Annotated in this window: 24 protein-coding genes and 1 pseudogene; 12 read left to right on the forward strand and 13 right to left on the reverse strand. The window is 66.5% G+C overall.

Going from position 1 to position 23,143, the window contains the following annotated elements; translation table 11 throughout:
- Positions 1–307 (reverse strand): 3-hydroxyacyl-CoA dehydrogenase NAD-binding domain-containing protein (locus tag E0504_RS14210; RefSeq protein ID WP_131624732.1); only part of this gene is annotated, 307 nt, incomplete at its 3' end.
- Positions 304–1,023, reverse strand: coding sequence for a metallophosphoesterase family protein (locus E0504_RS14215; RefSeq protein ID WP_207912530.1), 720 nt, complete (start codon positions 1,021–1,023; stop codon positions 304–306). The genes E0504_RS14215 and E0504_RS14210, both read right to left, overlap by 4 nt.
- A gap of 330 nt (positions 1,024–1,353) precedes the next feature.
- Between E0504_RS14215 and E0504_RS54225 the strand changes: the two are divergent.
- From E0504_RS54225 to E0504_RS14250, 8 genes and pseudogenes are all read left to right on the forward strand, one after another.
- A pseudogene (locus E0504_RS54225) lies at positions 1,354–1,644 on the forward strand (TorF family putative porin); the annotation flags it as partial.
- A gap of 46 nt (positions 1,645–1,690) precedes the next feature.
- The gene (locus E0504_RS14220) at positions 1,691–2,089 is read left to right on the forward strand and encodes a TorF family putative porin (RefSeq protein ID WP_373693905.1); all 399 of its coding nucleotides are present in this window, start codon (positions 1,691–1,693) and stop codon (positions 2,087–2,089) included.
- A 184-nt stretch (positions 2,090–2,273) separates the two neighbouring features.
- On the forward strand, positions 2,274–2,711 hold the full coding sequence (locus E0504_RS14225; protein ID WP_131624734.1) for a VOC family protein: 438 nt from the start codon (positions 2,274–2,276) through the stop codon (positions 2,709–2,711).
- Positions 2,712–2,883: 172 nt separating this feature from the next.
- On the forward strand, positions 2,884–4,284 hold the full coding sequence (locus tag E0504_RS14230) for a glycosyl transferase family protein (protein ID WP_131624735.1): 1,401 nt from the start codon (positions 2,884–2,886) through the stop codon (positions 4,282–4,284).
- A 74-nt stretch (positions 4,285–4,358) separates the two neighbouring features.
- A complete protein-coding gene (locus tag E0504_RS14235; protein WP_131624736.1) occupies positions 4,359–5,348 on the forward strand; it encodes a hypothetical protein in 990 nt (329 codons plus the stop codon).
- A gap of 47 nt (positions 5,349–5,395) precedes the next feature.
- On the forward strand, positions 5,396–6,310 hold the full coding sequence (locus E0504_RS14240; RefSeq protein ID WP_131624737.1) for a sulfite exporter TauE/SafE family protein: 915 nt from the start codon (positions 5,396–5,398) through the stop codon (positions 6,308–6,310).
- Positions 6,311–6,321: 11 nt separating this feature from the next.
- A complete protein-coding gene (locus E0504_RS14245; protein WP_207912533.1) occupies positions 6,322–7,062 on the forward strand; it encodes a TIGR02186 family protein in 741 nt (246 codons plus the stop codon).
- An 89-nt stretch (positions 7,063–7,151) separates the two neighbouring features.
- A complete protein-coding gene (locus tag E0504_RS14250; protein WP_207912534.1) occupies positions 7,152–8,846 on the forward strand; it encodes an ATP-binding protein in 1,695 nt (564 codons plus the stop codon).
- Here E0504_RS14250 and E0504_RS14255 read toward each other — a convergent pair whose 3' ends face one another.
- The 4 genes from E0504_RS14255 to E0504_RS14270 form a co-directional block, all read right to left on the reverse strand.
- Positions 8,847–10,310, reverse strand: coding sequence for an MATE family efflux transporter (locus E0504_RS14255; RefSeq protein WP_131624739.1), 1,464 nt, complete (start codon positions 10,308–10,310; stop codon positions 8,847–8,849).
- Complete coding sequence (locus E0504_RS14260) at positions 10,307–11,041, reverse strand: 7-carboxy-7-deazaguanine synthase QueE (protein ID WP_131624740.1); 735 nt, start codon at positions 11,039–11,041, stop codon at positions 10,307–10,309. Before E0504_RS14260 ends, E0504_RS14255 begins: the two co-directional genes overlap by 4 nt.
- A gap of 217 nt (positions 11,042–11,258) precedes the next feature.
- Positions 11,259–11,618: a VOC family protein gene (locus E0504_RS14265; protein ID WP_131624741.1), complete on the reverse strand. Its 360-nt coding sequence runs from the start codon at positions 11,616–11,618 to the stop codon at positions 11,259–11,261.
- Between the two features lie 5 nt (positions 11,619–11,623).
- Positions 11,624–14,314 carry a valine--tRNA ligase gene (locus E0504_RS14270; protein ID WP_207912535.1) on the reverse strand — a complete coding sequence of 897 codons (2,691 nt, stop codon included), beginning with the start codon at positions 14,312–14,314 and terminating at the stop codon, positions 11,624–11,626.
- A gap of 78 nt (positions 14,315–14,392) precedes the next feature.
- Here E0504_RS14270 and E0504_RS14275 point away from each other — a divergent pair, with 78 nt between their 5' ends.
- Genes E0504_RS14275 through E0504_RS14290 form a run of 4 tightly spaced genes read left to right on the forward strand, consistent with a single transcriptional unit; the run spans position 14,393 to position 18,037 of the window.
- Positions 14,393–15,502: an ABC transporter permease gene (locus E0504_RS14275; RefSeq protein WP_131624742.1), complete on the forward strand. Its 1,110-nt coding sequence runs from the start codon at positions 14,393–14,395 to the stop codon at positions 15,500–15,502.
- Complete coding sequence (locus tag E0504_RS14280) at positions 15,502–16,440, forward strand: ABC transporter ATP-binding protein (protein WP_131624993.1); 939 nt, start codon at positions 15,502–15,504, stop codon at positions 16,438–16,440. The genes E0504_RS14275 and E0504_RS14280 overlap by 1 nt, the downstream gene beginning before the upstream one ends.
- A gap of 10 nt (positions 16,441–16,450) precedes the next feature.
- Complete coding sequence (locus tag E0504_RS14285; protein WP_131624743.1) at positions 16,451–17,416, forward strand: MlaD family protein; 966 nt, start codon at positions 16,451–16,453, stop codon at positions 17,414–17,416.
- 36 nt (positions 17,417–17,452) lie between these two features.
- The gene (locus E0504_RS14290) at positions 17,453–18,037 is read left to right on the forward strand and encodes an ABC-type transport auxiliary lipoprotein family protein (RefSeq protein WP_131624744.1); all 585 of its coding nucleotides are present in this window, start codon (positions 17,453–17,455) and stop codon (positions 18,035–18,037) included.
- 21 nt (positions 18,038–18,058) lie between these two features.
- Here the strand turns inward: E0504_RS14290 and nhaA are convergent, their stop codons facing one another.
- From nhaA to crcB, 7 genes are read right to left on the reverse strand one after another with little or no spacing between them, the layout of a single operon-like run.
- Positions 18,059–19,264, reverse strand: a complete 1,206-nt coding sequence (nhaA, locus tag E0504_RS14295) for a Na+/H+ antiporter NhaA (protein WP_131624745.1) — start codon at positions 19,262–19,264, stop codon at positions 18,059–18,061.
- Entirely contained in the window at positions 19,261–19,974 is a 714-nt protein-coding gene (locus E0504_RS14300) for an ATP12 family chaperone protein (RefSeq protein WP_207912537.1), read from the reverse strand. The genes nhaA and E0504_RS14300 overlap by 4 nt, the downstream gene beginning before the upstream one ends.
- Entirely contained in the window at positions 19,956–20,237 is a 282-nt protein-coding gene (locus E0504_RS51300) for a hypothetical protein (protein WP_207912538.1), read from the reverse strand. The genes E0504_RS14300 and E0504_RS51300 overlap by 19 nt, the downstream gene beginning before the upstream one ends.
- Positions 20,203–20,865, reverse strand: coding sequence for an HAD-IA family hydrolase (locus E0504_RS14310; RefSeq protein ID WP_131624746.1), 663 nt, complete (start codon positions 20,863–20,865; stop codon positions 20,203–20,205). Before E0504_RS14310 ends, E0504_RS51300 begins: the two co-directional genes overlap by 35 nt.
- On the reverse strand, positions 20,862–21,461 hold the full coding sequence (locus E0504_RS14315; protein ID WP_131624747.1) for an FMN-binding negative transcriptional regulator: 600 nt from the start codon (positions 21,459–21,461) through the stop codon (positions 20,862–20,864). The genes E0504_RS14310 and E0504_RS14315 overlap by 4 nt, the downstream gene beginning before the upstream one ends.
- Positions 21,461–22,651, reverse strand: coding sequence for an RluA family pseudouridine synthase (locus tag E0504_RS14320; protein ID WP_131624748.1), 1,191 nt, complete (start codon positions 22,649–22,651; stop codon positions 21,461–21,463). The genes E0504_RS14315 and E0504_RS14320 overlap by 1 nt, the downstream gene beginning before the upstream one ends.
- On the reverse strand, positions 22,648–23,055 hold the full coding sequence (gene crcB, locus E0504_RS14325; RefSeq protein WP_131624749.1) for a fluoride efflux transporter CrcB: 408 nt from the start codon (positions 23,053–23,055) through the stop codon (positions 22,648–22,650). Before crcB ends, E0504_RS14320 begins: the two co-directional genes overlap by 4 nt.
- Between the last annotated feature and the right edge of the window lie 88 nt (positions 23,056–23,143).

The following is a 23,143-nucleotide window of genomic DNA, read 5'->3' on the forward strand; positions in this document are numbered from 1 at the left end:
CAGCGTGGACGAACGACAGGTCGGCATGACCATCGCCGCGCCGGCTCGGCGTGCCGACCGCGATGAAAATGGCAGAGGCGCCGCGGATGCCGGCGGCGAGATCGGTAGTGAATGACAGCCGCCCAGCCTTCACGTTGGCTTCCACCAGCGCGTCAAGACCCGGTTCATAGATCGGCATGATGCCGTTCTCTAGCCGCTCGATCTTGGCGGCATCCTTGTCGATGCAGACCACCTCGTGCCCAAAGTCGGCGAAGCAGGCTCCCGAGACCAAACCGACGTATCCCGAGCCCACCATCGCGATCTTCATGCCGTCAGTGCTCCGTGTTCGATGTGCGTCGCGCCATCACGCTCCACCGCCTGGATGACCCGTCGTCCGGTCCCCTCCAGCACCAGGGCCGTCAGGCAACCCGAGCGATAGGCGCCGGTATCGATCCCGATCCGATTGGATCGCTGGTCGAGCCCCTCAGTGATCGTGTGGCCATGGATCACAAAGTGTTCATGCGGGTCGGCATGGTCGAGAAATGGCTCACGGATCCAGCGCATATGATGGTCCGCCTGCTCCGCCAGCGGGACGCCGGGCGCGATGCCCGCATGCACGAACAGGTAGTCGCCGGCGACGAGGTAATCCTTGGCGCTGCTGAGAAACTGCCGATCCTCCTCCGGCAACGCATTCGATAACAGTTGCTGCACCTCTTCAACGGTCGCGCGATCGTAGTCTTGACGGGAGATCCCGTAACTCAGCGCGGTTTCACGCCCGCCATGTCGCAGAAAGTGGCGCAGCACGGCCACGTCGCTGAGCCCTTCGAGGAACATCTCCTCGTGATTGCCGGCGAGCAGCTTGACCCGGCGCGTGGCCTGCCAAGCGCGCGCGCGGGCTACCACGCCCGCGCTGTCCGGCCCCCGATCGACGAGATCGCCCAGCAGGACGACCGCAGTTTCCGCTGGAGCAGCGGACGCGTCGTCCTGCTCAATCGCGGCAATGAGGGCTTCGAACAGATCCAGGCGGCCATGAATGTCACCCACCGCATACCAGCGAGTGCCTGGCGGTACTGCGGGAGGCGGACGGTCTGCTGCGCGGGGGCGCAGCCGGAACATTTGGCGGAGCGGTTCGAACATCAGGCGCGGTCGCATAGGCCACGGTATCCTGCCGGGCAATGAACGATGCCTGCGGGCGATGGCTGTGATGCATCGAATCCACATCGGCACGTCTCCTAAAGGCGACACGCCGTTTTTTCTTGTGCGATGCAGCAACTCGCGGCAAGAAAGTTGCGCATTGGCTGCCAATCGCCCGCGAGCACGACGGGCTTCAGCCGCGGCGCAGGTGGGACGATCGGCACAAACGAGGAGTTTGCCATGCTAACGTCCATCCGCGGTCTTGGGGCCGCAACCATTCTGGGTCTATCCGTCGTCGCGGCGCCTGCTTTCGCGCAGGACGAAAGCACTGCGGCCACCGGCGGCTTGTCCGTGTCTGGCAGCGTCACGCTGGTGTCTGACTATCGCTTTCGCGGCGTATCGCTGTCGGGGGGAGATCCGGCCATCCAAGGCGGCGTGACTGTCACCAGTGACACCGGGTTTTATGTCGGAACTTGGGCATCCTCGATCGACGATGGCGGCACCGACGTCTTTGGCGACGTCGAGGTCGATCTGTTCGGCGGGTGGAGCGGCGCCGTGTCCGAAGGCATCGGACTCGATGTGGGACTGCTGGGCCGGGATCGATGCCGAGTACTTCGAGCCTTACGCGACGGTCTCAGGCGATCTCGGACCAGTCTCGGCCAAGTTCGGGGTCAATTATGCGTGGGATCAAAAGGGGTTGGCCGACGACAACCTGTACCTTCACACCGAATTGAGCTCGGCAATTCCCACCACGCCGCTGACGCTGTCGGCGCATCTCGGCTATACCGACGGTTCGCTGGCGCCGACATTGCTCGCGGGCACGGGTGATGACAGCGCGTTCGACTGGTCGGTGGGCGCCAGCGCCACCGTCCTCGGCAGCCTCACCCTGGGTGTCTCTTACGTCGGTGTGGAGGGCCCCTCGATCGACGGGCTGACGGACGACGCGGTGGTGGTGTCCTTAGGCGCAAGCTTCTGAGCCGAATTGCGGGGCCGGTTTTCGCACCGGCCCCGACTTCGGCCATCGCCCGAGACCGCTAGTGATCAGTCACCCGCAGGACCATGGTGAGCGGCCGGGTTGATCGATCACCAAGTCAGCGGCTAGTTGCCTGGCTTGCAGCCGGCGGCATGGGCCGATCGGCCAGTGCTGACCGGAGTGTCCCTTGGCGAAGTTTCTTCACACGATGATCCGGGTGACGGACCCGGATGCGACCATCGCGTTCTTCAACCTCGTGGGTCTGGAAGAAGTGCGCCGGTTCGATAGCGAGCAGGGACGCTTCACCCTGATCTTCCTTGCGGCGCCGGGGCAGGAGGGGGTGGCCGAGGTCGAATTGACCTACAACTGGCCGCCCGCCGATGGCAGCGCGACCGAGCAATACGACGGGGGGCGCAATTTCGGGCACCTCGCCTACCAGGTCGACAATATCTACGACACGTGCGCCGGGCTGGCTGAGGCGGGCCACATCATCCACCGCCCGCCGCGCGATGGACACATGGCGTTCGTCAAGTCGCCGGACGGTATCTCGGTCGAGCTGCTGCAGGACGGTCGCCTGCTTCCGCAAGAGCCGTGGGCGTCGATGGAGAATACCGGCACTTGGTGACGCTGACCTGATCGACTTGAGCAGAGGCGGCGCGGCTAAAAGCACGATCCCCCGAGGTGCGCCTATGCAGCGTTGCTACCCCGCCAAGCTATTGAACAGTCTTCACGAATAGCGCGTTGCGCCCGGGTGTGCCGCTTGGTAGGCGGCGATCTCGGGCAAGAGGGGGTCGCAATTGCCGGGAGAAGGCTTCACGCCTGCGCAATGGCTTGTGCTGGTCGAGCATGAGCTGTTGCTTTTCGCCGGATTGTTCTTCCTGCTCGGCGCGCTCGACGAGCTGGCGGTCGATCTGATCTGGGTGTGGCTGCGGATCACCGGGCGCGGAAAGTCCGAGCGGCTGATGGCGGACCAGGAACAACTGCCGCTATCGGGGCGGGCGGCGGTTTTCATTCCGGCCTGGCGCGAGGAAGCGGTCATCGAAGCGACCGTGCGGCATGCCCTTGACGCATGGCCCCAGGCAGACCTGCGGCTCTACGTCGGCTGCTATCTCAACGACCCCGCGACCGCTCGCGCCGCGCGCGCCGGAGCCGATGGCGATGGCCGCCTCCGGGTGGTGATCATGTCCCACCCCGGTCCGACGACCAAGGCGGATTGCCTCAACGGCCTATATAGAGCGCTGCAAGATGAGGAGCGATCGTCTGGCGTGCCGTTCCACATGGTCGTGCTGCACGATGCCGAAGACATGGTTGATCCCGCTGCGCTGAGCCTGCTGGATCGGCACATCGGCGCTGCCGACCTGGTGCAGCTGCCGGTCCTGCCACATCCGATGCCGCAGTCGCGCTGGATCGCATCCCATTACTGCGAGGAATTCGCCGAACAGCACGGCAAGGGCATGGTCGTGCGCGATGCCCTGGGCGCGGGTCTGCCAACCGCAGGCGTGGGATGCGCCATTGCCCGCCACGCTTTGATGACTCTCGACAGCCGGAGTGCGGGCGAAGGGCCGTTCGCGGCGGAATGCCTGACCGAGGATTACGAACTCGGCCTGGGCGTTTCTGCGCTGGGCGGGAATGCCCGGTTCGTTCGCTGCCGGACGGCAAGCGGGCGCCTGGTCGCTACGCGCGCCTGTTTCCCGGCCAAGCTGGAAGCAGCTGTCCGCCAGAAGACCCGCTGGGTCCACGGCATCGCCTTTCAATCGTGGTACCGGCTCGGCTGGAGCCGCAATCCGGCCGATTTGTGGATGCGGCTGCGCGATCGGCGCGGTCCGCTCACCGCGCTGGTGCTATTGATCGCGTATCTGCTGCTGTTTCTTGTGTCAGCGGGATGGATCGCGCAGCTCGCCGGGTTTGCCCCAGAAGCCGATTTGTCGCCCGCGCTGCTCGTCCTGTTGGCTATCAATTTGGCGAGCTTTGCGTGGCGGGCGGCGTGGCGATTTGCCTTCACCGCCAGAGAATACGGCGCGGCGGAAGGTCTGCGGGCGATCCTGCGCATTCCTGTGACCAACGTCATCTCGATCATGGCGGGGCGGCGCGCGTTCGTCGCCTACGTCGCCTCGTTGGGAGGACGCAATCCGCGCTGGGACAAGACCGAGCACATAGTTCACCCGGCGCTCGCCGCCCCGCACCGGGAAGCAGCGTGAAACCACACGCCACCGCGCGCCGCCGCGGTGAGCCGCTGGCGGCGCTTGTCCTGCTTGTCGCAGGATGGATGGGTGTGCGCGCCGCGCTGTGGGAAACGCCCTTCTCATTTGTGCGGGAAACGCCCGCGCAAGATGCCGATGAGGACGCGCGGCTCATCAACTCTACTTCGCACGCAACACCGCGGGAATCGGGCCCAGAGACTGCGTTGCTTACTCGGGAGAGGAGCGCCGTCCGGGACCGGAAGTTCGTGTTCGCCCTGGCCCCCGTCGCGCCCTACCATGCCGGGATTGCGGCGCCTCCCTTGCCACGGCACCTCTACATCACCCCGGAGGCTGCACAAACGACGGCGAAAGCGCCCGATCGGGATACGCCGGTTCCGGCTATCGTCGCCTTGCCACCTCCCTTCATGCGCCCGCCAGCGACACGCTTGCACCTGGCAGCGTGGTCTTCGTGGCGGCAGGGAAGCGGACTGCCCAGACTGGCGAATGGGGCGCGGCCGGCGGGCTATGGCGGCACGCAGATGGGCTTTGTGGGACAGTTCGACCTGATGACAGAACCGCATCGCCCGGCGGTGCACGTGCGGGCGACTTACGCGCCCGATCGACCCCGCCAGCGCGAGGCGGCGGTGGGGATCGGCGTGCGTCCGCTGGCTGACGTGCCTATCCGTGTGCTCGCAGAGGTGCGGGCAACGGACAGCCAAGGATCGACCCAAATCCGGCCCGCTGCCTTTGCCGTCACCGAACTTGCGGCGACGCCTTTGCCGCTAGGTCTTTCCGCCGAAGGCTACGCCCAGGGCGGGTGGGTCGGCGGTCGTTTCGCCACGGCCTTCGCCGATGGCCAGCTTCGCGTGATGCGCCCGATAGCCCGGGGCGGCGGGGTTCGGGCAAGCATAGGTGTGGGTGCGTGGGGCGGCGCACAAAAGTTTGCCGAGCGCCTGGATGTCGGGCCAAGCGCCACCATCGACCTTGCGCCGGTGCGGCTCTCGCTGGACTATCGCGTGAGGGTCGCCGGCAATGCCACGCCCGGCAATGGCGCCGCTTTGACGCTTTCGACGGGTTTCTAGGCACCGGCACCTTCAATCGCGCGGCGCTAGGGCGTAGGGCCCCTTGTATGGACGTCTACCTCCCGATCGCGAACCTGTCGGTGAACGGACTGGTGATCGTCCTGCTGGGCGCGCTGACCGGTGTCCTGTCCGGCCTGTTCGGAGTGGGGGGTGGGTTCCTGACGACCCCGCTGCTGATCTTTTACGGCGTCCCGCCGACGGTGGCCGCTGCCTCTGCCTCGACACAGGTGACCGGAGCGAGCGTATCGGGCGTGCTGGCCCACAACCGTCGCGGCGGGGTCGATTACCGGATGGGCACGGTGACGATCGTGGGTGGGATAATCGGCAGCGGTATCGGCGCACTGCTGTTCCGCTTCTTCCAGTCGATTGGGCAGATCGATACGGTGATCTCGATCCTTTACGTGGTGATGCTCGGGTCGATCGGCACCCTGATGGCGCGCGAGGCGTGGACTTCGCTGCGGGCGGACAAGCGGAGTGCACGTCCGCGGGCCGCCAAGCGGCGCCACCACCCGCTGGTGGCGGCCTTGCCCGGCCGGTGGCGGTTCTATCGCTCGGGCCTGTACATCTCTCCGCTCGCGCCGCTGATCCTGGGGGTGGGCGTGGGCATTCTGACGATGCTGATGGGCGTCGGCGGCGGGTTCATCATGGTGCCCGCGATGCTCTACATCCTTGGCATGAGCGCCGGGGTGGTGGTCGGCACCAGCCTGTTCAACATCCTGTTCGTGACCATGGTCACCACGATGATGCACGCGTTGACCACCAAGGCGGTCGATATCGTGCTGGCCGCGCTGCTGCTGCTGGGGTCGGTGTCCGGGGCGCAGATCGGCAGCCAGTTGGCCCAGAAAGCCAAGCCCGAGACCCTGCGCCTGATCCTGGCGGCTTTGGTGCTGCTGATAGCGCTGCGCATGTTGTGGGGGCTGGGCGTGCGGCCTGACGAAATCTACACGGTGGCCCCGCTGTGAGGCGGCTTTTCTTGCTCCTGCTCGCGTTGTTCGCGCTCACCGGTGCGCGGGACCCCATCCTGGTGCCCGAAGTCAGCCAGCACGAGGTGCTGGTGCGCCAGGGCTTTACCGGCACCGAGCTGCTGTTGTTCGGCGCGATCCTCGACCCGGCGGGAACGCGGGCGGCGCGCGACTACGATGTTGTGGTGGTGCTCAAGGGGCCGACCGAACCGATCCGCCTGCGCGAGAAGTCGAAGGTGGGCGGCGTCTGGCTCAACGCCGCGAGCACCGATTTTCGCTCCGCTCCGTCATACTTTGCCGTCGCCGCGTCGCGCCCGGTCAAGGATATCGTCGATGAACGGACCGCCGCGATCTACGAATTCGGCACCGACTTCATCCAGTTATCGCCCATCGGGGAGATCGACCCGCAGGAACAGGCGCGCTTCAGTGCCGGGCTGGTCGATCTCATGCGCCGGCAGGGTCTGTATGCCGAGGCGATGACGGGGGTGAAGATCAGCGGCCAGGTGCTCTATCAGGCGCGCTTCCAGTTGCCGTCGAGCGTGCAGACGGGCACGTACACGGCCGAGACGTTTGCCGTTACCAGAGGCCGGGTGGTCGCTTCCGCTATCGCCGAAGTAGAAGTTCGCAAGGTCGGTTTCGAACGCTTCGTCGAGCTGTTCGCCCAGCAGCAGTCGTTGCTGTATGGCCTGCTCGCCGTCAGCCTGTCGGTAGCCATGGGCTGGATCGCGGGACGCCTGTTTGCGCTGATCTGATCAGGGAGCGCTCTCCACAGCGTTGACCCGATCTTAACCGCATTCAGGTCATGGCCGCCCTTCACGATTGTCGAGGGGCAGGTCCGCACATGGACGACATGGGTAAGCAGACGTTTCATGGTTCCGCCGGTAGTGCGCCGGCACTGGCTGCGGAGGACGGCGCAGCGGATGCGTCGATCGACAATGCGATGCAGCCAATCGGCGTGGTCCTGGAGATCGCCGGATCGGGGTCGCAGATCGCGCTTGATCTGCAGCGGCTCAACGAATGCATGACCGACGGCGACCCATCCATCGCGCTGGCGGGCCAGGTCGGCAGCCAGGTAAAGATTCGCGTTGGCAATTCGTGGCTGCTCGCCAGCGTGCGCAACCAGAAGCAGGACCGGCGAGCCGGCGGCGGGATTGTCGCCAACATCGATTTTCTGGGTGAAGGTAACGAAGAGAAACTGACCGGCCGGATCCACGGCTTCCGCCGCGGTGTCACCCGTTACCCTGTTCCCGGGGCGCTGATCTATCCGGCGACCACCGCGGACCTGCGGCAGATCTACGCCAGCGACGGCCGCTCGAATATCCAGATCGGCACGGTCTATCCAACCAAGGACATCCGCGCCGGCGTCTATATCGACGCGATGCTCGGCAAGCACTTTGCTCTGCTCGGTTCCACCGGCACGGGCAAGTCGACCAGCGCGGCGCTGATCCTGCACCGGATCTGCGATGCGGCGCCAGACGGGCACATCCTGATGATCGACCCGCACGGCGAGTATTCGGCGGCGTTCCGCAACACCGGCCTGATCCTCGACGTGTCCAACCTCCAGATGCCGTACTGGCTGATGAATTTCGAAGAGCACTGCGAAGTCTTGCTGAGCAGCAGCGGCAACGATCTGCAGACCGATCAGGACGTCCTTGCCAAGTGCCTGCTGCGCGCGCGCGGCAAGAACCGCCTGGCCGAAACGATGGGCAAGATCACCGTCGATTCGCCGATCCCGTATCTGTTGTCGGACCTCACCAACGAGATCCAGAACGAGATGGGCAAGCTCGACAAGGCGACCAACACCGCGCCGTACATGCGGATCAAGACCAAGCTCGACGAGCTCAAGGCCGATCCGCGGTACCAGTTCATGTTCTCCGGCATGCTGGTCGGAGACACGATGGCGGACTTTCTCGCCAAGATCTTCCGCATGCCCAGCGCCGGCAAACCAATCGCGATCATCGACGTGTCGGGCGTGCCGTCCGACATCACCAGCACCGTGGTCGCCGTGCTCAGCCGGTTGGTGTTCGACTTCGCCATCTGGGGCCGCGAGGAGCGTACCCGGCCTATCCTGTTGGTGTGCGAGGAGGCGCACCGGTACGTGCCGAACGAGAAGAATGCCGATGGCTCTTCGGTCGGCAAAATTCTCAGCCGTATCGCCAAGGAGGGCCGCAAGTACGGCATCAGCCTGGGCCTGATTACCCAGCGACCGTCCGACCTTGCCGAAGGCGTGCTGTCGCAGTGCGGCACCATCATTTCGATGCGCCTCAACAACGAACGGGATCAGGCGTTCGTGAAAGCCGCGATGCCGGAAGGTGCGCGCGGCTTTCTCGATTCCATCCCGGCGCTGCGCAACCGCGAGTGCATCATCTGCGGCGAGGGCGTCGCGATCCCGATGCGGGTCAGTTTCGACAACCTGGAGGAGCAGAAGCGCCCGGCTTCCGAAGATCCCAGCTTCGTCGATCTGTGGCGTCAGTCGGGTGGTGAGGAAGAGCGGGTTCACCGCATCGTCCAACGCTGGCGCAGCCAGGGGAAGTGATCACAGCTCCGGTTTGAACCGGCCGGCCGTGTCGGCGGTGGTGAGGCATTCCTCGGCTGCGCGCTCCGGGCTGATGGCGCGGCCTTGGGTGCGCCAGCCAGGACGGCGGTAAAACCAGATCGCGATCAGCATCGAAACCGCCGAGCCGAACGGAAAGCACAGCCACAGCGCGTCCTGGCCCAGCCATGGTTCGAGGGCATAGTAGAAGCCCAGCCTTGCCGGGAACATGGCGACGCCAAGCGCGATCAGCGGCACCCACACCACGCCTGCTGCACGCATGGTGCCGAATAGGACGATAGTGACCCCGAACAGGATGAAGCTCCAGCTCGCGAGATACTGGATGTGCCGGGCCAGCGGCACGGCGGGGCTGTCCGGGCCCAGGAACAGGACCAGCGCCGGCCGGTCGAACAACAGCAGCAGCGCGGCCATCGATCCGGTCATCGCCAGGTTCACCAGAATGCCGGCGCGGCTGATCTGATCGATCCGTTCCGGCAACCGCGCACCGATTGCCTGCGCCGCCATCGCGCTCACCCCCGCGCCGATCGCCATCGCTGGCATCTGGAGATAGGTCCACAGCTGGAGCGACGCCCCGTAAGCGGCGGCGGAGATGATGCCGTAGCGGTTGACGAGCCCGATGATGACGATCCCGGCGGACGAGATCAGCAGCATCTGCGCGCCCATCGGCAGTCCCTTGCCTACGATATAGCGGAGCTCCTCGCGGCGCGGGATCAGGTATCGGATCTCCGCCCCTCGCAGCCGCAGCGGCAGGTCCTTGGCATAGACGTAACCCACCAGCGCGGCGAGCGAGGCGTAGCCGGCAAAGGCGGTCGATGCCGCCGAACCGGCGATACCCATCTGCGGGAAGGGTCCGATGCCGGAGATCAGCAGCGGGTTGAGGATGACATCGAGCGCCACGGACAGGCCCATGAACAGGAACGGGGTGCGCGAATCGCCTGCTCCTCGCAGACCCATCGCGATCATCACCGTCAGCATCCCGCCGGGGATCGAGATGAAGATGATCCGCAGGTAATCGAGCGCCAGTGCATAGCTTTCGCCGGGCGTGCCGAGCAGCGTCAGCAGCGGTGGCGCGAACACCCACCCGGCGGTCGCCACGATCACCGCCAGCACCAGGCACAGCCCGACCGCGCTGCCGAACGTGCGGCGGGCGACGTCGACCTCTCCGGCGCCGAACGCCTGGCCCATCTTGACGGTCGCCGCCATGCCGAAGCCGAACACGGCGGAGAAGACGAGGAACATAACGATGTTGGCGTTGGCGGTCGCCGCCAGCGCGGCTTCGCCGATCAGCCGGCCAACCCAGATCGAATTCACCGTGCCGTTGAGCGATTGCAGCAGGTTCGATCCCAGCGTCGGCAGGCTGAACAGCACTAGCGTCCGCAGCACCGGCCCGGCGGTGAGATCGCGCATGCCCGGGCGGCGGGCGGGCAGGGCGGCCGCATCGCTCATGTGCCGCGCGTGTCGCCGTACAGGTGGATGTGCAGGCGGTCAGACGTATGGAAGCCGTGGCTGTCAGCCAACGGCACGAGCCATTCCTGCCGGGCGCGCAGGGTTGCGCTGTCGGTGCCCTCGGGCATCAGGAAAATCTTGTCGGAAGCGATGGCATAGGCACGTTGCAGGAACAGAACCTCGTCCACATCGGCGGGTTCCGCGATGACGAACTTGAAGAACGCGCGGGGATCGCCGGCCCATTGCCGCATCCGCGGCGGCAGCAGGGCAAGGGTGGCCGGATTGCCGCTGTGCGACAGTTTGGGGCTGACGTTGTACTGACTGACAAGAGGATCGAAGCGCGCGTGCGGCTCGAACGTGCCGTTGGTTTCGACCTCGATCGTGTGTTCGGGGAGCAGCGCGGCAAGCTGCGCCAGGGCCGCCCCTTGCAGCAGCGGTTCGCCGCCGGTCACGACCAGCCGGCGCGGCGGAACGGCGGCGATGAGACGCGCGGCTTCCGCCACATCGAGCACCACCTGGTTAGCCTTGCGAGCGTACGTCACCCCGCCGCGATGGGGCCGCTTGTCCCCCTCGAAGCGCCAGGTATAGTCGGTGTCGCACCACACGCAGGCAAGGTTGCAGCGCGACAGGCGGATGAACGCGCACGGGACACCGATCGATGGGCCTTCGCCCTGGAGCGAGGCGAAAATCTCCGGCCCGCCGGTGTCGTCGGTGGCGAGGACAAGGTTCACCGCTCAGCCCCGCGCGGCTGATGCTGAACCGTGGATCCCCTGGACCACTGACTTGGATTCAACGGCCAGACCTGCGGAAAGCCGGCGTAACGCGGTCGATTGAAGGCGCAAAGGAAGCACATCGCTCGCCCATGACACAGTCGCCGAGGGTAGGAAATTGCCATGGCCCGGGCGCATTGTCGTGCATCACGTGATGGCTCGGAAGTGGGCCGCGTTCTCAGGAATAAACCGTCACTTCGATGCGCATCCCATCGGGATCGCGGAAGAACGTCGCGATCTCGCTGCCAATATATTGCTTCTCAGGCACCTCAAACCCTGCCGATGTCATTCCTGCCCGGACGCGGTCGAGATCGCCCTCAGTGAGCGCGGTGAACCCGAGATGGTTGAGGCCCGGGCCGCGCCGTTCGTAGTCCCGCGTGTCCGGCTCCGCCTGCTTGAGGTCGAGATGAACGCCGTCCGCGTTGCCCCAAACGTGCGCCCGGCTCCTGGTGAAACCGATCAGACCCAGCAAAGTCTCGTACCAGGGAAGGCTCGCTTCGAGCGAGCGAACCTTCACGACCATGTGATCAAGCTTCACCGCGGTCAGCCCAACCGCTCGAGCGCCGCCTTGAGGCGATCGGCTTCAGCGCTGTGATGCGCGTGATCGGCGCGGGCCTTTTCCACCGCTTCGGGCTTGGCGCGTTCAACGAAGCTCGCATTGCCGAGCCGGCCGGCCAGGGAAGCCGCTTCTTTCTCAGAAGCCGCCAGCGCCTTGGTCAGGCGGGCCTTCTCGGCCTCAACGTCAATCAGTCCTTCGAGCGGTATTACCAGGGCATCGCTGCCCGCGCCGACCTGGATCGCCGGGCCTTCGGGCGCCGGAGTGACGTTCACCGCCAACAGCCGGGCGACCCGTTCGATGGCGGACGCGTTACCCGACAGCACCCGGCTGGCGGTGTCGGACGGGGTCGCCAGCCATGCTTCCAGCTTGGCACCGGGCGCGAGGCCGAGCTCGTTCTTGGCGGCGCGAAGCGAACGGGTTAGGTCGATCAGCCATTCGACCTCGGCGGTCGCGGCGGCATCGATCTCAGCCTCCGGCCGGGGCCATTGCGCCACGATCAGTTCGTACGGCCGCGAACCTTGCGCATGCCACAACTCCTCGGTGATGAAGGGCATGAACGGATGGAGCATAACCAGGATCTGGTCGAGCGCCCAGCCGGCGACCGCCTTCGTCTCCTCGTCTATCTGACCCTTGATGAGTTCCAGATACCAGTCGCAAAAGGTGTCCCACGCGAAGCGGTAGATCGCGCCCGCTGCCACGTCGAAGCGCAGCTCGGCCATGGCCTTGTCGAGTTCGCCCACGGTGGCGGCCACTTCGCCGATGATCCACTTGTTGACCGCCGCGGTCGCTTGAGGCGGGGCCACCGACGCGCTCGCGCCGATGCCGTTCGCCTGGCAGAAGCGGGTGGCATTCCACAGCTTGGTCGCGAAGTTGCGATAGCCTTCAACCCGGCTCTCATCCATCTTCACGTCGCGGCCCTGGCTCTCCATCGCGCACATGAAGAAGCGCAACGCATCAGCGCCATAGCGGTCGATCAGGCCAAGCGGATCAACCACGTTCCCCTTCGACTTCGACATCTTGGCGCCATCAGAGGCGCGCACGAGACCGTGGAGATACAGCCGTTTCCACGGCACATCGTCCATGAAGTGCATCCCCTGCATCGCCATCCGCGCGTCCCAGAAGAACAGGATGTCGAAGCCCGAGATCAGCAGGTCGTTGGGGTAGTGGCGCTGGACCAGGTCGCTCTGTTCGGGCCAGCCGAGCGTGGCGAACGGCCACAGCGCGGATGAGAACCAGGTGTCGAGCACATCTTCGTCGCGGGTCAGCACGGCGCCTTCCCCGGCGAGTGCCTGCGCCTCGTCCTCCGTCTCGGCGACGTACGCCTTGCCGTTCGCGTCGTACCACGCCGGAATCCGGTGCCCCCACCACAGCTGGCGGCTGACGCACCACGGCTGGATGTTCTCCATCCAGTTGAAGAAGGTCTTCTCCCACGTCTTGGGGACGATCTCGATCCGCCCGTCGCGCACCGCCTGCATCGGCGCCTGCGCCAGCTTCTCGGCATCGACGTACCACTGATCGGTCAGCCACGGTTCGATCACCACGCCGCCGCGGTCACCGAAGGGGGTGGCGATGGTGCGCGGCTCGGCGTCGTGTTCCGCCCCGTCCTTGTCGACGTGGGGGATGAGGAAGCCCAGTTCCTTCATCCGGGTCACCACCAACGATCGGGCAGCGAAGCGGTCGAGACCGATGAATTCGTCCGGCACTAACCCGTCGGCGGTCTGCACCACCGCGGCCTTCGCATCGAGCATGTTGAGCATGTCACCCGCCGCGAAGCCGGCGCGCTTGCCGACCTCGAAGTCGTTGAAATCGTGGCCCGGGGTGATCTTCACCACGCCCGAACCAAGCTCTGGATCGGCATGTTCGTCGGCAATGACCTTGAACCGGCGGCCGGTGATCGGCTGGACGATCTCCTTGCCGATCACGCTGGCATACCGCGCGTCATCAGGGTGCACGGCGACGGCCATGTCGGCCAGCATCGTTTCGGGCCGGGTGGTCGCAACCACCAGGTGATCCGCCCCGGCATCAGTGGTGACGCCGTCCGCGAGCGGATAGCGGAAGTGCCAGAAGCCGCCCTTGATCTCGTGCGTCTCGACCTCGAGGTCGCTGATCGCAGTGCCCAGCGCCGGGTCCCAGTTCACCAGTCGCTTGTCGCGGTAGATCAGGCCCTGGTTGTAGAGGTCCACGAACACCTTCACCACCGCGCGGGTGAAGTGGGGGTCCATCGTGAACTGCTCGCGCGACCAGTCCATCGAACAGCCCAGCCGGCGGAGCTGGCCCGTGATGGTGCCGCCGCTTTCCGCCTTCCACTCCCACACCTTGTCGACGAACAGTTCGCGCGAATAGTTCGTGCGCTTGTCCTGGTTGAGCGCCATCTGCCGTTCGACCACCATCTGTGTGGCGATGCCCGCGTGGTCGGTCCCGACCACCCACAGCGCGTCCTTGCCGCGCATCCGTTCGTACCGCACCACCACATCCTGGAGCGTGTTGTCGAGCGCATGGCCGATGTGCAGCGAACCGGTCACGTTGGGCGGCGGGTTGACGATGGTGAACGGCTGCGCGTCCGGCCGTTCGGGCCGGAACAGGCCCTTGGTTTCCCAATGCTGGTACCACCGCGCCTCGATGGCGGCGGGATCGAAAGTCTTGGCTAGTTCGCTGGTCATGGCGCGCGGGGACATGCCAGCGCGTCCCGCCCCGCGCAACGGGTTCAAGCATCCGCTTGTGGCAACGTGCTTTTCACCGCATACGCGCAAGCGATGAGCGACGGGGCGGCATTCACGATCGACGAGGCGAATGGAGGCCGGCGGCTGGCGCTGTCGGGCAACTACCTCGTATCGACGATTGGCCGGATCGACACCGACCTTCGCGCAGTCGACGAACCTCTGCAGGAGATCGACCTGTCCGCGGTGCGCGAGATCGACACCGTCGGCGCGTGGATCGCGCTCAGCCTGTCGCGCAAGACGGGGGGCGAGATCGTCGGCGCGAGTGATCGCGCGACCCGGCTGATCGAGGCGCTGAGCGCAACTGACGACAGCGGCCCGCTGGAACCTGAACGCCTGCCGGTGTTCACCCGCGTCGCGTCCGCCACCGGTGCCAGGGTCGCCGCCGCCCAGCGCGGCACGGTGGGCGCGGTGGCGTTCGTGGGCCAGTTCATCGCCGCCGTGGGGATGCTGATCCGCCACCCGCGGCGGTTCCGGACCAAGGCGTTCGTGCGGCAGATGGAGCTGGTGGGAGTCGACGCGCTCGGCATCATCGGTTTGATGAGTTTCCTGATCGGCATCGTCATCGCGCAGCAGGGCGCGGTGCAGTTGCAGCAGTTCGGCGCCGAGACGCTGACCGTCAACCTGGTTGGACGGATCACCATGCGCGAACTGGGCGTGCTGATGACCGCGATCATGGTCGCGGGCCGTTCCGGCAGCGCGTTCGCCGCCCAGCTGGGCACGATGAAACTGACCGAGGAGGTCGACGCCATGCGCACGATCGGCATTTCGCCGATGGAGGCGCTGGTCGTCCCGCGCGTGCTCGCGGTCACGGTGATGATGGTGCTGCTGGGGTTCTACGCCAGTTGCGTGGCGATCGTCGGCGGCGCGGTAATCGGAGAGCTGTCGCTCGGCATCCCGTTCGGATCGTTCCTGGCCCGGATCAAGGATGTCGTCCCGACCTATGACCTCTATGTCGGCCTGGTGAAGGCGCCGGTGTTCGGGCTGATCGTCGGGATGACCGGCTGCTATCAGGGGCTCAAGGTCGAAGGCAACTCGGAGCAGGTCGGTCTGAAGACCACCAACGCGGTGGTGTTCGCGATCTTCACCGTGATCGTGCTCGACGCATTCTTCGCGGTGTTCTTCACCAACGTGGGCTGGGCGTGATGGCGGACGACAAGCCCGACGAAGCCCAGACCGACGGCGCCGCCCTTGGCGACCCCGACGTCAACCGCCCGCTGGAGCGGTTCCGGGGTCAGTACCCGATCGTGGTCGAAGGGCTGACCAACTCTTTCGGCGAGCAGGTAATTCATGAAAACCTGTCGTTGATGGTGCGCCGCGGCGAGATTCTGGGTGTCGTCGGCGGGTCGGGCACCGGTAAATCGGTGCTGATGCGTTCGATCATCGGGCTGCAAACGCCGGATTCCGGCAATATCGAGGTGTTCGGTCGCTCGATCACCGATGGCGACCCGGAAGACGTGATCGGCGTGCGCAACCGCTGGGGCGTGCTGTTCCAGGGCGGGGCGCTGTTCTCCACCTTGACGGTGGGTGAGAACGTCGAGGTGCCGCTGAAGCAGTTCTATCCCGACATCGCGCTCGACCTGATGCACGAGATCGCCCGTTACAAGGTGACGCTGTCCGGCCTGCCGCCGGAGGCTGCGGCCAAGTTTCCGAGCGAGCTGTCGGGCGGCATGCGCAAGCGCGCCGGGCTGGCGCGCGCGCTCGCGCTCGATCCCGAACTGTTGTTCCTCGACGAGCCGACCGCGGGCCTCGACCCGATCGGGGCGGCGGCGTTCGACCGTCTCACCCGCGAGTTGCAGGATACGCTGGGGCTGACGGTGTTCCTGATCACCCACGACCTCGATACCCTGCACGAGATCTGCGACCGGGTGGCGGTGATTGCGGACAAGCGGGTGATCGCGGTCGATACCGTGCCCAACCTGATGAAGCTCGATCACCCGTGGATCCAGGAATACTTCAACGGACCGCGCGGCCGGGCGGCGCTGACGGCGCAGGCACTGGACGAACTGCGGCGGCACATGGACCAGCCGATCGCGGCGCACGCGGTCAAAGCGTTGGACAATATCAACGGTAAGCAGGCATAGGCGAAGGCGAATGGAAACCAGGGCCAATAATGTCTGGGTGGGGGCAGTCACCCTCGCGCTGCTGGCGGCGCTGGCGCTGTTCTTCGTCTGGCTGGCTGGCCTGAACAAGGGCGAGCAGAACGAATACGACATCTTTTTCAAGCAGTCGGTCGCCGGTCTTGCCAAGGGTTCGCAGGTGTCGTTCGCGGGCGTGCCGTCCGGACAGGTCGACACGATCGAGCTGTGGCCCACCGATCCCGGCTTTGTCCGTGTGCGGATCAAGGTGGATGAACAGACCCCGATTCTGGTCGGCACCACCGCCACCATCCAGGGGTCGTTTACCGGGGTTTCGACCATCCTGCTCGACGGCGCGCGCCGTGGGGCGCCGGCGATAACCTGCACCGGCACTGGTCTGGGGAAGACCGCTTGTCCAGAAGGCGTGCCGGTCATCCCGACCAAGCCGGGTGGCCTTGGCGAACTGCTCGCCAACGCGCCGTTGCTGCTGGAGCGGCTGGCGACGCTGACGGAGCGGCTGACGATGCTGCTGTCCGATCGCAATCAGGCCTCGATCGCGGGCATCCTCGACAACACCAACCAGATGACTGCCGACCTCTCGCAGGCGACCCCGCAAGTCCAGCGGACGCTGGCCGAACTGCAGGTGACCTTGCGCGAAGCAAGCGGCGCCCTGAACCAGTTCGAGACGGTGCTGGGATCGACTGACCGGTTGCTCAACCAGGAAGGGCAGAGCCTTGCCGCGCAGATGCGCGAGACGTTGAAGTCGGCCGGCGCGGCGGCGGATGCATTGACTGCCACTGCCAACGATGCGCGCCCTGCTACCCGGCAATTGTCCGAAAGCACGCTGCCTGCGGCCGAGGCTACCTTGCGCGACCTGCGTGAGACCAGCCGCGCCCTACGGGCGGTGACCGAGAAAATCGAAACCCAGGGTGCGGGCGGGCTGATCGGTGGGCAGAAGCTGCCCGATTACGATCCGAAGTAAGGTTGGCCGGCGCGCACCGGCCCAGAGAGGGACGCCATGAGCAAGATCAAGATCGCGGCCGCCGTGGGTGCCACCGCTCTATTGGCCGGCTGCATCAGCTTTGGCGCCGAGCCACCCGAAAGCTTGCTGAACCTCACGGCCGCCCGGACAGTGGCCGCGGGTACCACCATCAACGGTGATATCACCCAGGCGATCGCGGTGGTCGAGCCGGAGGCGCCCGCCAAGCTGGCGGTTACGCGCGTGCCCGTCCAGATCGACGATACCAAGGTGGCGTACGTGAAGGATGCGGTGTGGGTCGACCGGCCCACCCGCCTGTTCCGCCGGCTGCTGGGGGAAACCATCCGCGCTCGGTCCGGCCGGCTCGTGATCGACAACGACGATGCCGCGCTGACGCCCACGAACCAGCTGCGCGGCAGCCTGATCGACTTCGGATACGACGCGCGCACCGCCAGCGTGGTGGTGACGTTCGACGCGGTGCGCGACGTGAACGGCACCCAGGTGATGACCCGCCGCTTTTCGTCCACCGTGCCGGGCATCGCGGCCGAGGCTGCGCCGATCGGCGCAGCGCTGAACCAGGCGGCGAACGACGTGGCGGGCCAGGTCGCCGACTGGGTCGGCTGACCACGCGCAGCCCCGGCTGGGTCAGCGACGCGCCATTCCGCTCCACTTTGGCGGGGCGAAGCGCAAGATGGTGAAGCCGACCAGCGCCGACAGCAGCGAACCGCCCAGTACGCCGATCTTCATTTCGGACTGCAGCAACGGATCGGCAAACGCGAGGCCGCCGATGAAGAAGCTCATCGTGAAGCCGATTCCGCACAAGATCGACACGCCGTAAATCTGCAGCCAGGTCGAGCCGCTTGGCCGCGAGGCCAGTCCGAGCGCGATCGTCAGGGCGACACCGGCGAATACGCCGATCTGCTTGCCGAGAAACAGCCCCGCGGCGATCGCGACGGGCAGCGGTGCGAACACTTCACTCCACTCCATTCCGCCAAGCGGAACGCCCGCGTTCGCAAAGCCGAAGATCGGCACGACCGCAAATGCGACCCACGGCTGGATGCCGTGTTCGAGCCGGTGGAGCGGCGAAGTCTGGCTGTCCGGCCGCCCGGGCGTGCGCGTGACGGGGATGGTGAAGGCGGCGAGTACCCCCGCCAGGGTCGCGTGGACCCCTGACAAGAGCACCGCGAGCCACAGCACCGCAGCCAGCGCAAGGTAGATGGACAGGCGCTGCACCCCGGCTTTGTTCAGTCCAAACATCACCAACAGGATCACCGCCGAGGCGCCGAGGGCGAGCAGGTTGAGATCGGCAGTGTATGCAAGCGCGATGATCGCGACCGCGCCCATGTCATCGACGATCGCCACGGTGGTGAGGAACAACTTGAGCGATGTCGGCGCGCGGCGGCCGAGGAGGGCGAGCACGCCGATGGCAAAGGCTATGTCGGTCGCGGCGGGGATCGCCCAGCCACGGGCCAGGCCCGGCGTTCCGCCAACCACGAGCAGGTAGACCAGCGCCGGAATTGCCATGCCCGCAGCGGCGGCAATGAAGGGCAACATGCGATCCGCCCAGGTCGCCAGCCGTCCGTCGACGAATTCGCGCTTGATCTCCAGGCCGACGAGCAGAAAGAACAGCGCCATCAGCCCGTCGTTGATCCAGTGATGCACCGACAGCGGCCCGAGGTACGAATGGAGCACCTCGAAATATGGATCGGCGAGTGGGCTGTTGGCGACCACCATCGCCAGCGCGGCGGCGGCCATCAACAACAGGCCGCCGGTCGCCTCGCTCTTGAGGAAAGAGCGGAGGACCGAGTTGGTCCCGGTGCGCGCCACAATTGGTTTCGCAGGCGTGCTCATGGGTGCGCCGCCGCCCGCGCGAATTGCACTGCGTGGCGGAAATCGTCTGCGCGCCGTTGCCGGCGTTCCTCCGCCAGCGCATCGCTGCCCCACAGTTCCACTTGCCAGGTCTCCTCCAGTTCGGCCGCGGCCCACAGGGCGGCGGGATCGGCATCGGGTTCGAGCGCAGAAAGGGCGACGGTCAGCGATGCCGAAAGCGAGGCCAGCACTTCCAGCGCGGCCAGGGTGAATGGGTCGAGCGACTCCAGCCGCTGCTGCAGACGGTCGAGTGTCGCGGCCGGTTGCCGGCGGTGGACGATGCCGCTGACCCGTTCCAGCGTCACGCCTTCGCGCGCTTCGAACGCGGCGATCACCGGCTCCCATTCCGCCCACTGCCGCCGGTGCAGCGGCTCGTCGGGATCGGCGCGGTAGCAAAGCGTGTCGGTTTCAGCGTAGCGCAGGATCTTGGCGACCGCCTGGGCCGGATCGAGCGTGACAACATACAGCGCATAGTCGGCCAGGTCGCGCGCCCGGAACGCTGCGGGATCGATCTCCTCGCCCTGTGCGCGCCATTCATCGGCCAGCAGTTCGGCCAGCGCGCGGGAGGGGACAACCTGAGCGGCGCCGCCCTGGGTGCGCACACGGCGCCCGTCGAGCGTGACCTGCCAGCCACCGCTTTCCTGCTCGACCGACACGTCTTTCCAGAAACGCTTCATTTCGGCGTGCGCCACCTGCGAGCGAGAACCTGGGGCAAGACAAACAGATCGATCAGGCCGGCAATGATGATCGCGTATCCGACCACGCGGCCTTGATCCCGCTCAAAGCCCCAAATTCCCTGCGTGATCAGAATGCCGAGGATCACCAGCGCTACGCCGGCAAGCCGCGCCGCCTGCAACGCCGCCCAGCGGTTGCGGGCCCGCGTGTCGCTTGCCGCGGAACGGTCTACCGGTCCGTGGTCCTCAGGCGGGCGGCTGGCGATCGAGCAATCCTTCAAGTTCGTCCATCGTGTGCGCCACCGCGTCCGCCCCTGCGGCGACGAGTTCGCTCACTGTGTGATAGCCCCATGCAACGCCGATCGCCCGCACGCCAGCGGCGCAGGCCATCGCCATGTCGAAGCTCGTATCACCAATCATCACCGCCTGCGCCGGTTCCGCGCCGGCCTCGGCGAGAGCGGCTTCGAGCATCGCGGGATCGGGCTTGGATGCATGGCGGTCGGCAGTTTGCAGCGAACAGAACAGGTGGTCGATCCCATGGCTGGCGAGGCACGCGGCGAGACCCCTGTCGGACTTGCCGGTCGCGACCGCGAGCTGCCAGCCCGATGCGTGCAGCCGGGCCAGCAGGGCGGCCATATCCGGATAAAGCGGCTCCTCCAGCGATCCGCTGTCACGCGCGGCGCGGAAGGCGGCTTTGTAGGCGTCCACCGCCGTGGCCTGCCGGTCAGGCTCGGCTTCAGGAGCAAGCACGCGCACCGCTTGCGGCAGGCTGAGGCCGACGATCCGCCGCACATCGCCGCGGTCGGGTGCCGGCAGCCCGGCCTGCGCGAACGCGGCGTCCATCGCGTCGCACACCGCCGCCTGGCCATCGACCAGCGTTCCGTCGCAGTCGAACACGGCCAGCCTCATGGCGCCAGCCGCCGGACCAGCTCGGCCAGCGCAGGCGATCCGGCGGAATCCAGCCCGGCAGCGATCGCGGCGCGGTCTTCGGCCGGCTTGTTTTGCGACAGCTTGATGGTCGGCCGCCAGGCGAGCACCTCCAGCTCGAACCCGACGATGCCGCCCAGCAGCTGGCGCCACATGGCGGGCGGAGTTTCGTCAGCGCGCCACGGGTCCCCGCCCAGCTGTGTTTCATGCCGCTGGATCAGACCGTGGAGCAGAGCCTCTAGCCCGTCGCTGTCCATCCGCCGCACGCGGCCTTCCAGCTCCAGCGCGACATAGTTCCAGGTCGGCACGGTCGCCCGGTCGGAATACCAGCGGGGCGAGATGTAGCCGTCCGGGCCGTTGACCGTGATGAGGGCGGTGGCGCCGTCCAGCCAGCGGGTGAGGGCGTTGCCGCGCGCGAGGTGGAACTGCACCGCACCGTCCCCGGTCGAGAGAACGGGCGTGTGGGCCACCCGGGGGCCGTCGGGCGTGGTCTGGAAGATCATCCCGAAGCCTACCTCCTCGATCAGCGTTTCGAGCAGCGCGCGATCGTCGCTGCGGAACAGCTGGTTGGGGTGCATCAGCGCTTGCCCCGGCCGGGCGGTTTGGGTCCGGGCTTTGGTCCACTCTTGTTCGGGCCCGTCTTCTTCGGCGGAGCCTTGGGCACGTCCTTGCGCCCGCGGCGGGTCGGCTTGGACTTGCGCAGTTGCTTGGCGTGCTGGCGCGCTGCCTGCTTCTTGTCCTCGCGCGACGGCGGCGGCGGGCCTTCGGTGGGGGACGCATCGCTCAAGGATTCATCGAAGCCCAGCTGGATCATGCTGGCGGCGAAGTGCTCGGGCAGCGGTGCGGTGACGTCCAGCTTGCCGCCACCCCCGGACTTACCGACCGGGTGATCGATGATCAGGCGGCGCGCGTGAAGGTGCATCTTGCGGCTGACGCTGCCGGTCAGGAACGCCTCCTGCCCGCCATACTTGCCGTCGCCTACGATCGGGTGGCCAATCGCCGCCATGTGCGCGCGCAGCTGGTGCGTGCGGCCGGTGAGCGGTTCCAGCTCCACCCATGCCGCGGCGTTGCCGGCGCGTTCGACGACGCGATAGCGGGTCTTGGCCGGCTGACCGTTCTCCTCGTCGACGTGCATCTTTTCGCCGCCGGTGCCGGGCTGCTTGGCGAGCGGCGCCTCGATCACGCCGTGCGCCACGTCGGGCACGCCGGTGACCAACGCCCAATAGACTTTCTTGGCCGAGCGGCCGGAGAACCGCTTGGAAAAGAACGCCGCGCTGCCGGGAGTTCGGGCGATCAGCAGGACGCCGGAGGTGTCCTTGTCCAGTCGGTGAACCAGCCGAGGGCGCGGCTCCTCGCCGCTGACGAAGGCATCGAGCAGGCCGTCGACATGGCTGTGGGTCTTGGTGCCGCCTTGCGTGGCCAGGCCGGGCGGCTTGTTGAGCACGATGGCGGCCGGCGTCCTTTCCAGCACCATCGCTTCGGCTTCCGCGATCTGCGCGTCGGTCAGCTCGCGCTTGGCGGGGGCGGCCTTGCCGCGCGGCTGGTCGCCGCCGGGCGGGACCCGCAGCACCTGACCAGCGGCGAGGCGATCTTCGGGCTTGGCGCGTTTGCCATCGACCCGGATCTGTCCGGTCCGCGCCCACCGGCTGACGGTGGCGAAGCCGACCTGCGGCAGGTGGCGCTTGAACCAGCGGTCGAGGCGGATGTCGTCATCGTCCGGCGAGACGGTGAACTGGCGCACATCGCTCGATGGCAGGGGATCGCTCATGCCGCGAGCCGCATGATGATGAGCCCGATATACAGCCCGGTCAGCCCCGCCAGTACCGAAACCGCGGCGTATGCCAGCGCAGCACCGCTCTGCCCCCGCTCAATCAGCAGCATCAGTTCCAGGCTGAAGCTGGAGAAGGTGGTGAACCCGCCAAGCAGGCCCACGCCCACCAGCAGGCGCCACTGCTCACCACTCGTGCCATGGCGCGCTAGCCAGCCCGCGAGCAGGCCCATCGCCAGGCTGCCGGCGACGTTGACCACCAGCGTCGCCCATGGAAATGCCATCATCGCGGAGGGGCCGAACACCTGGGTGAGGCCGCGCCCCACCTGATAGCGCAGCAGGGCGCCCGCTCCGCCGCCGGCGAAGACCATGGCACTTGCGGTCAATGGAGAAGGGGCGTTCACGCCGGGCGCCTTAGCGGGTGCCTCGCGCGATGCAAAGGCATGCGCGGCCTTGCAGAATCGCGGAGGCCGCGCTAAGGGCGCTCCGGTT

The organism is Parafrankia sp. BMG5.11, from assembly GCF_004337455.1.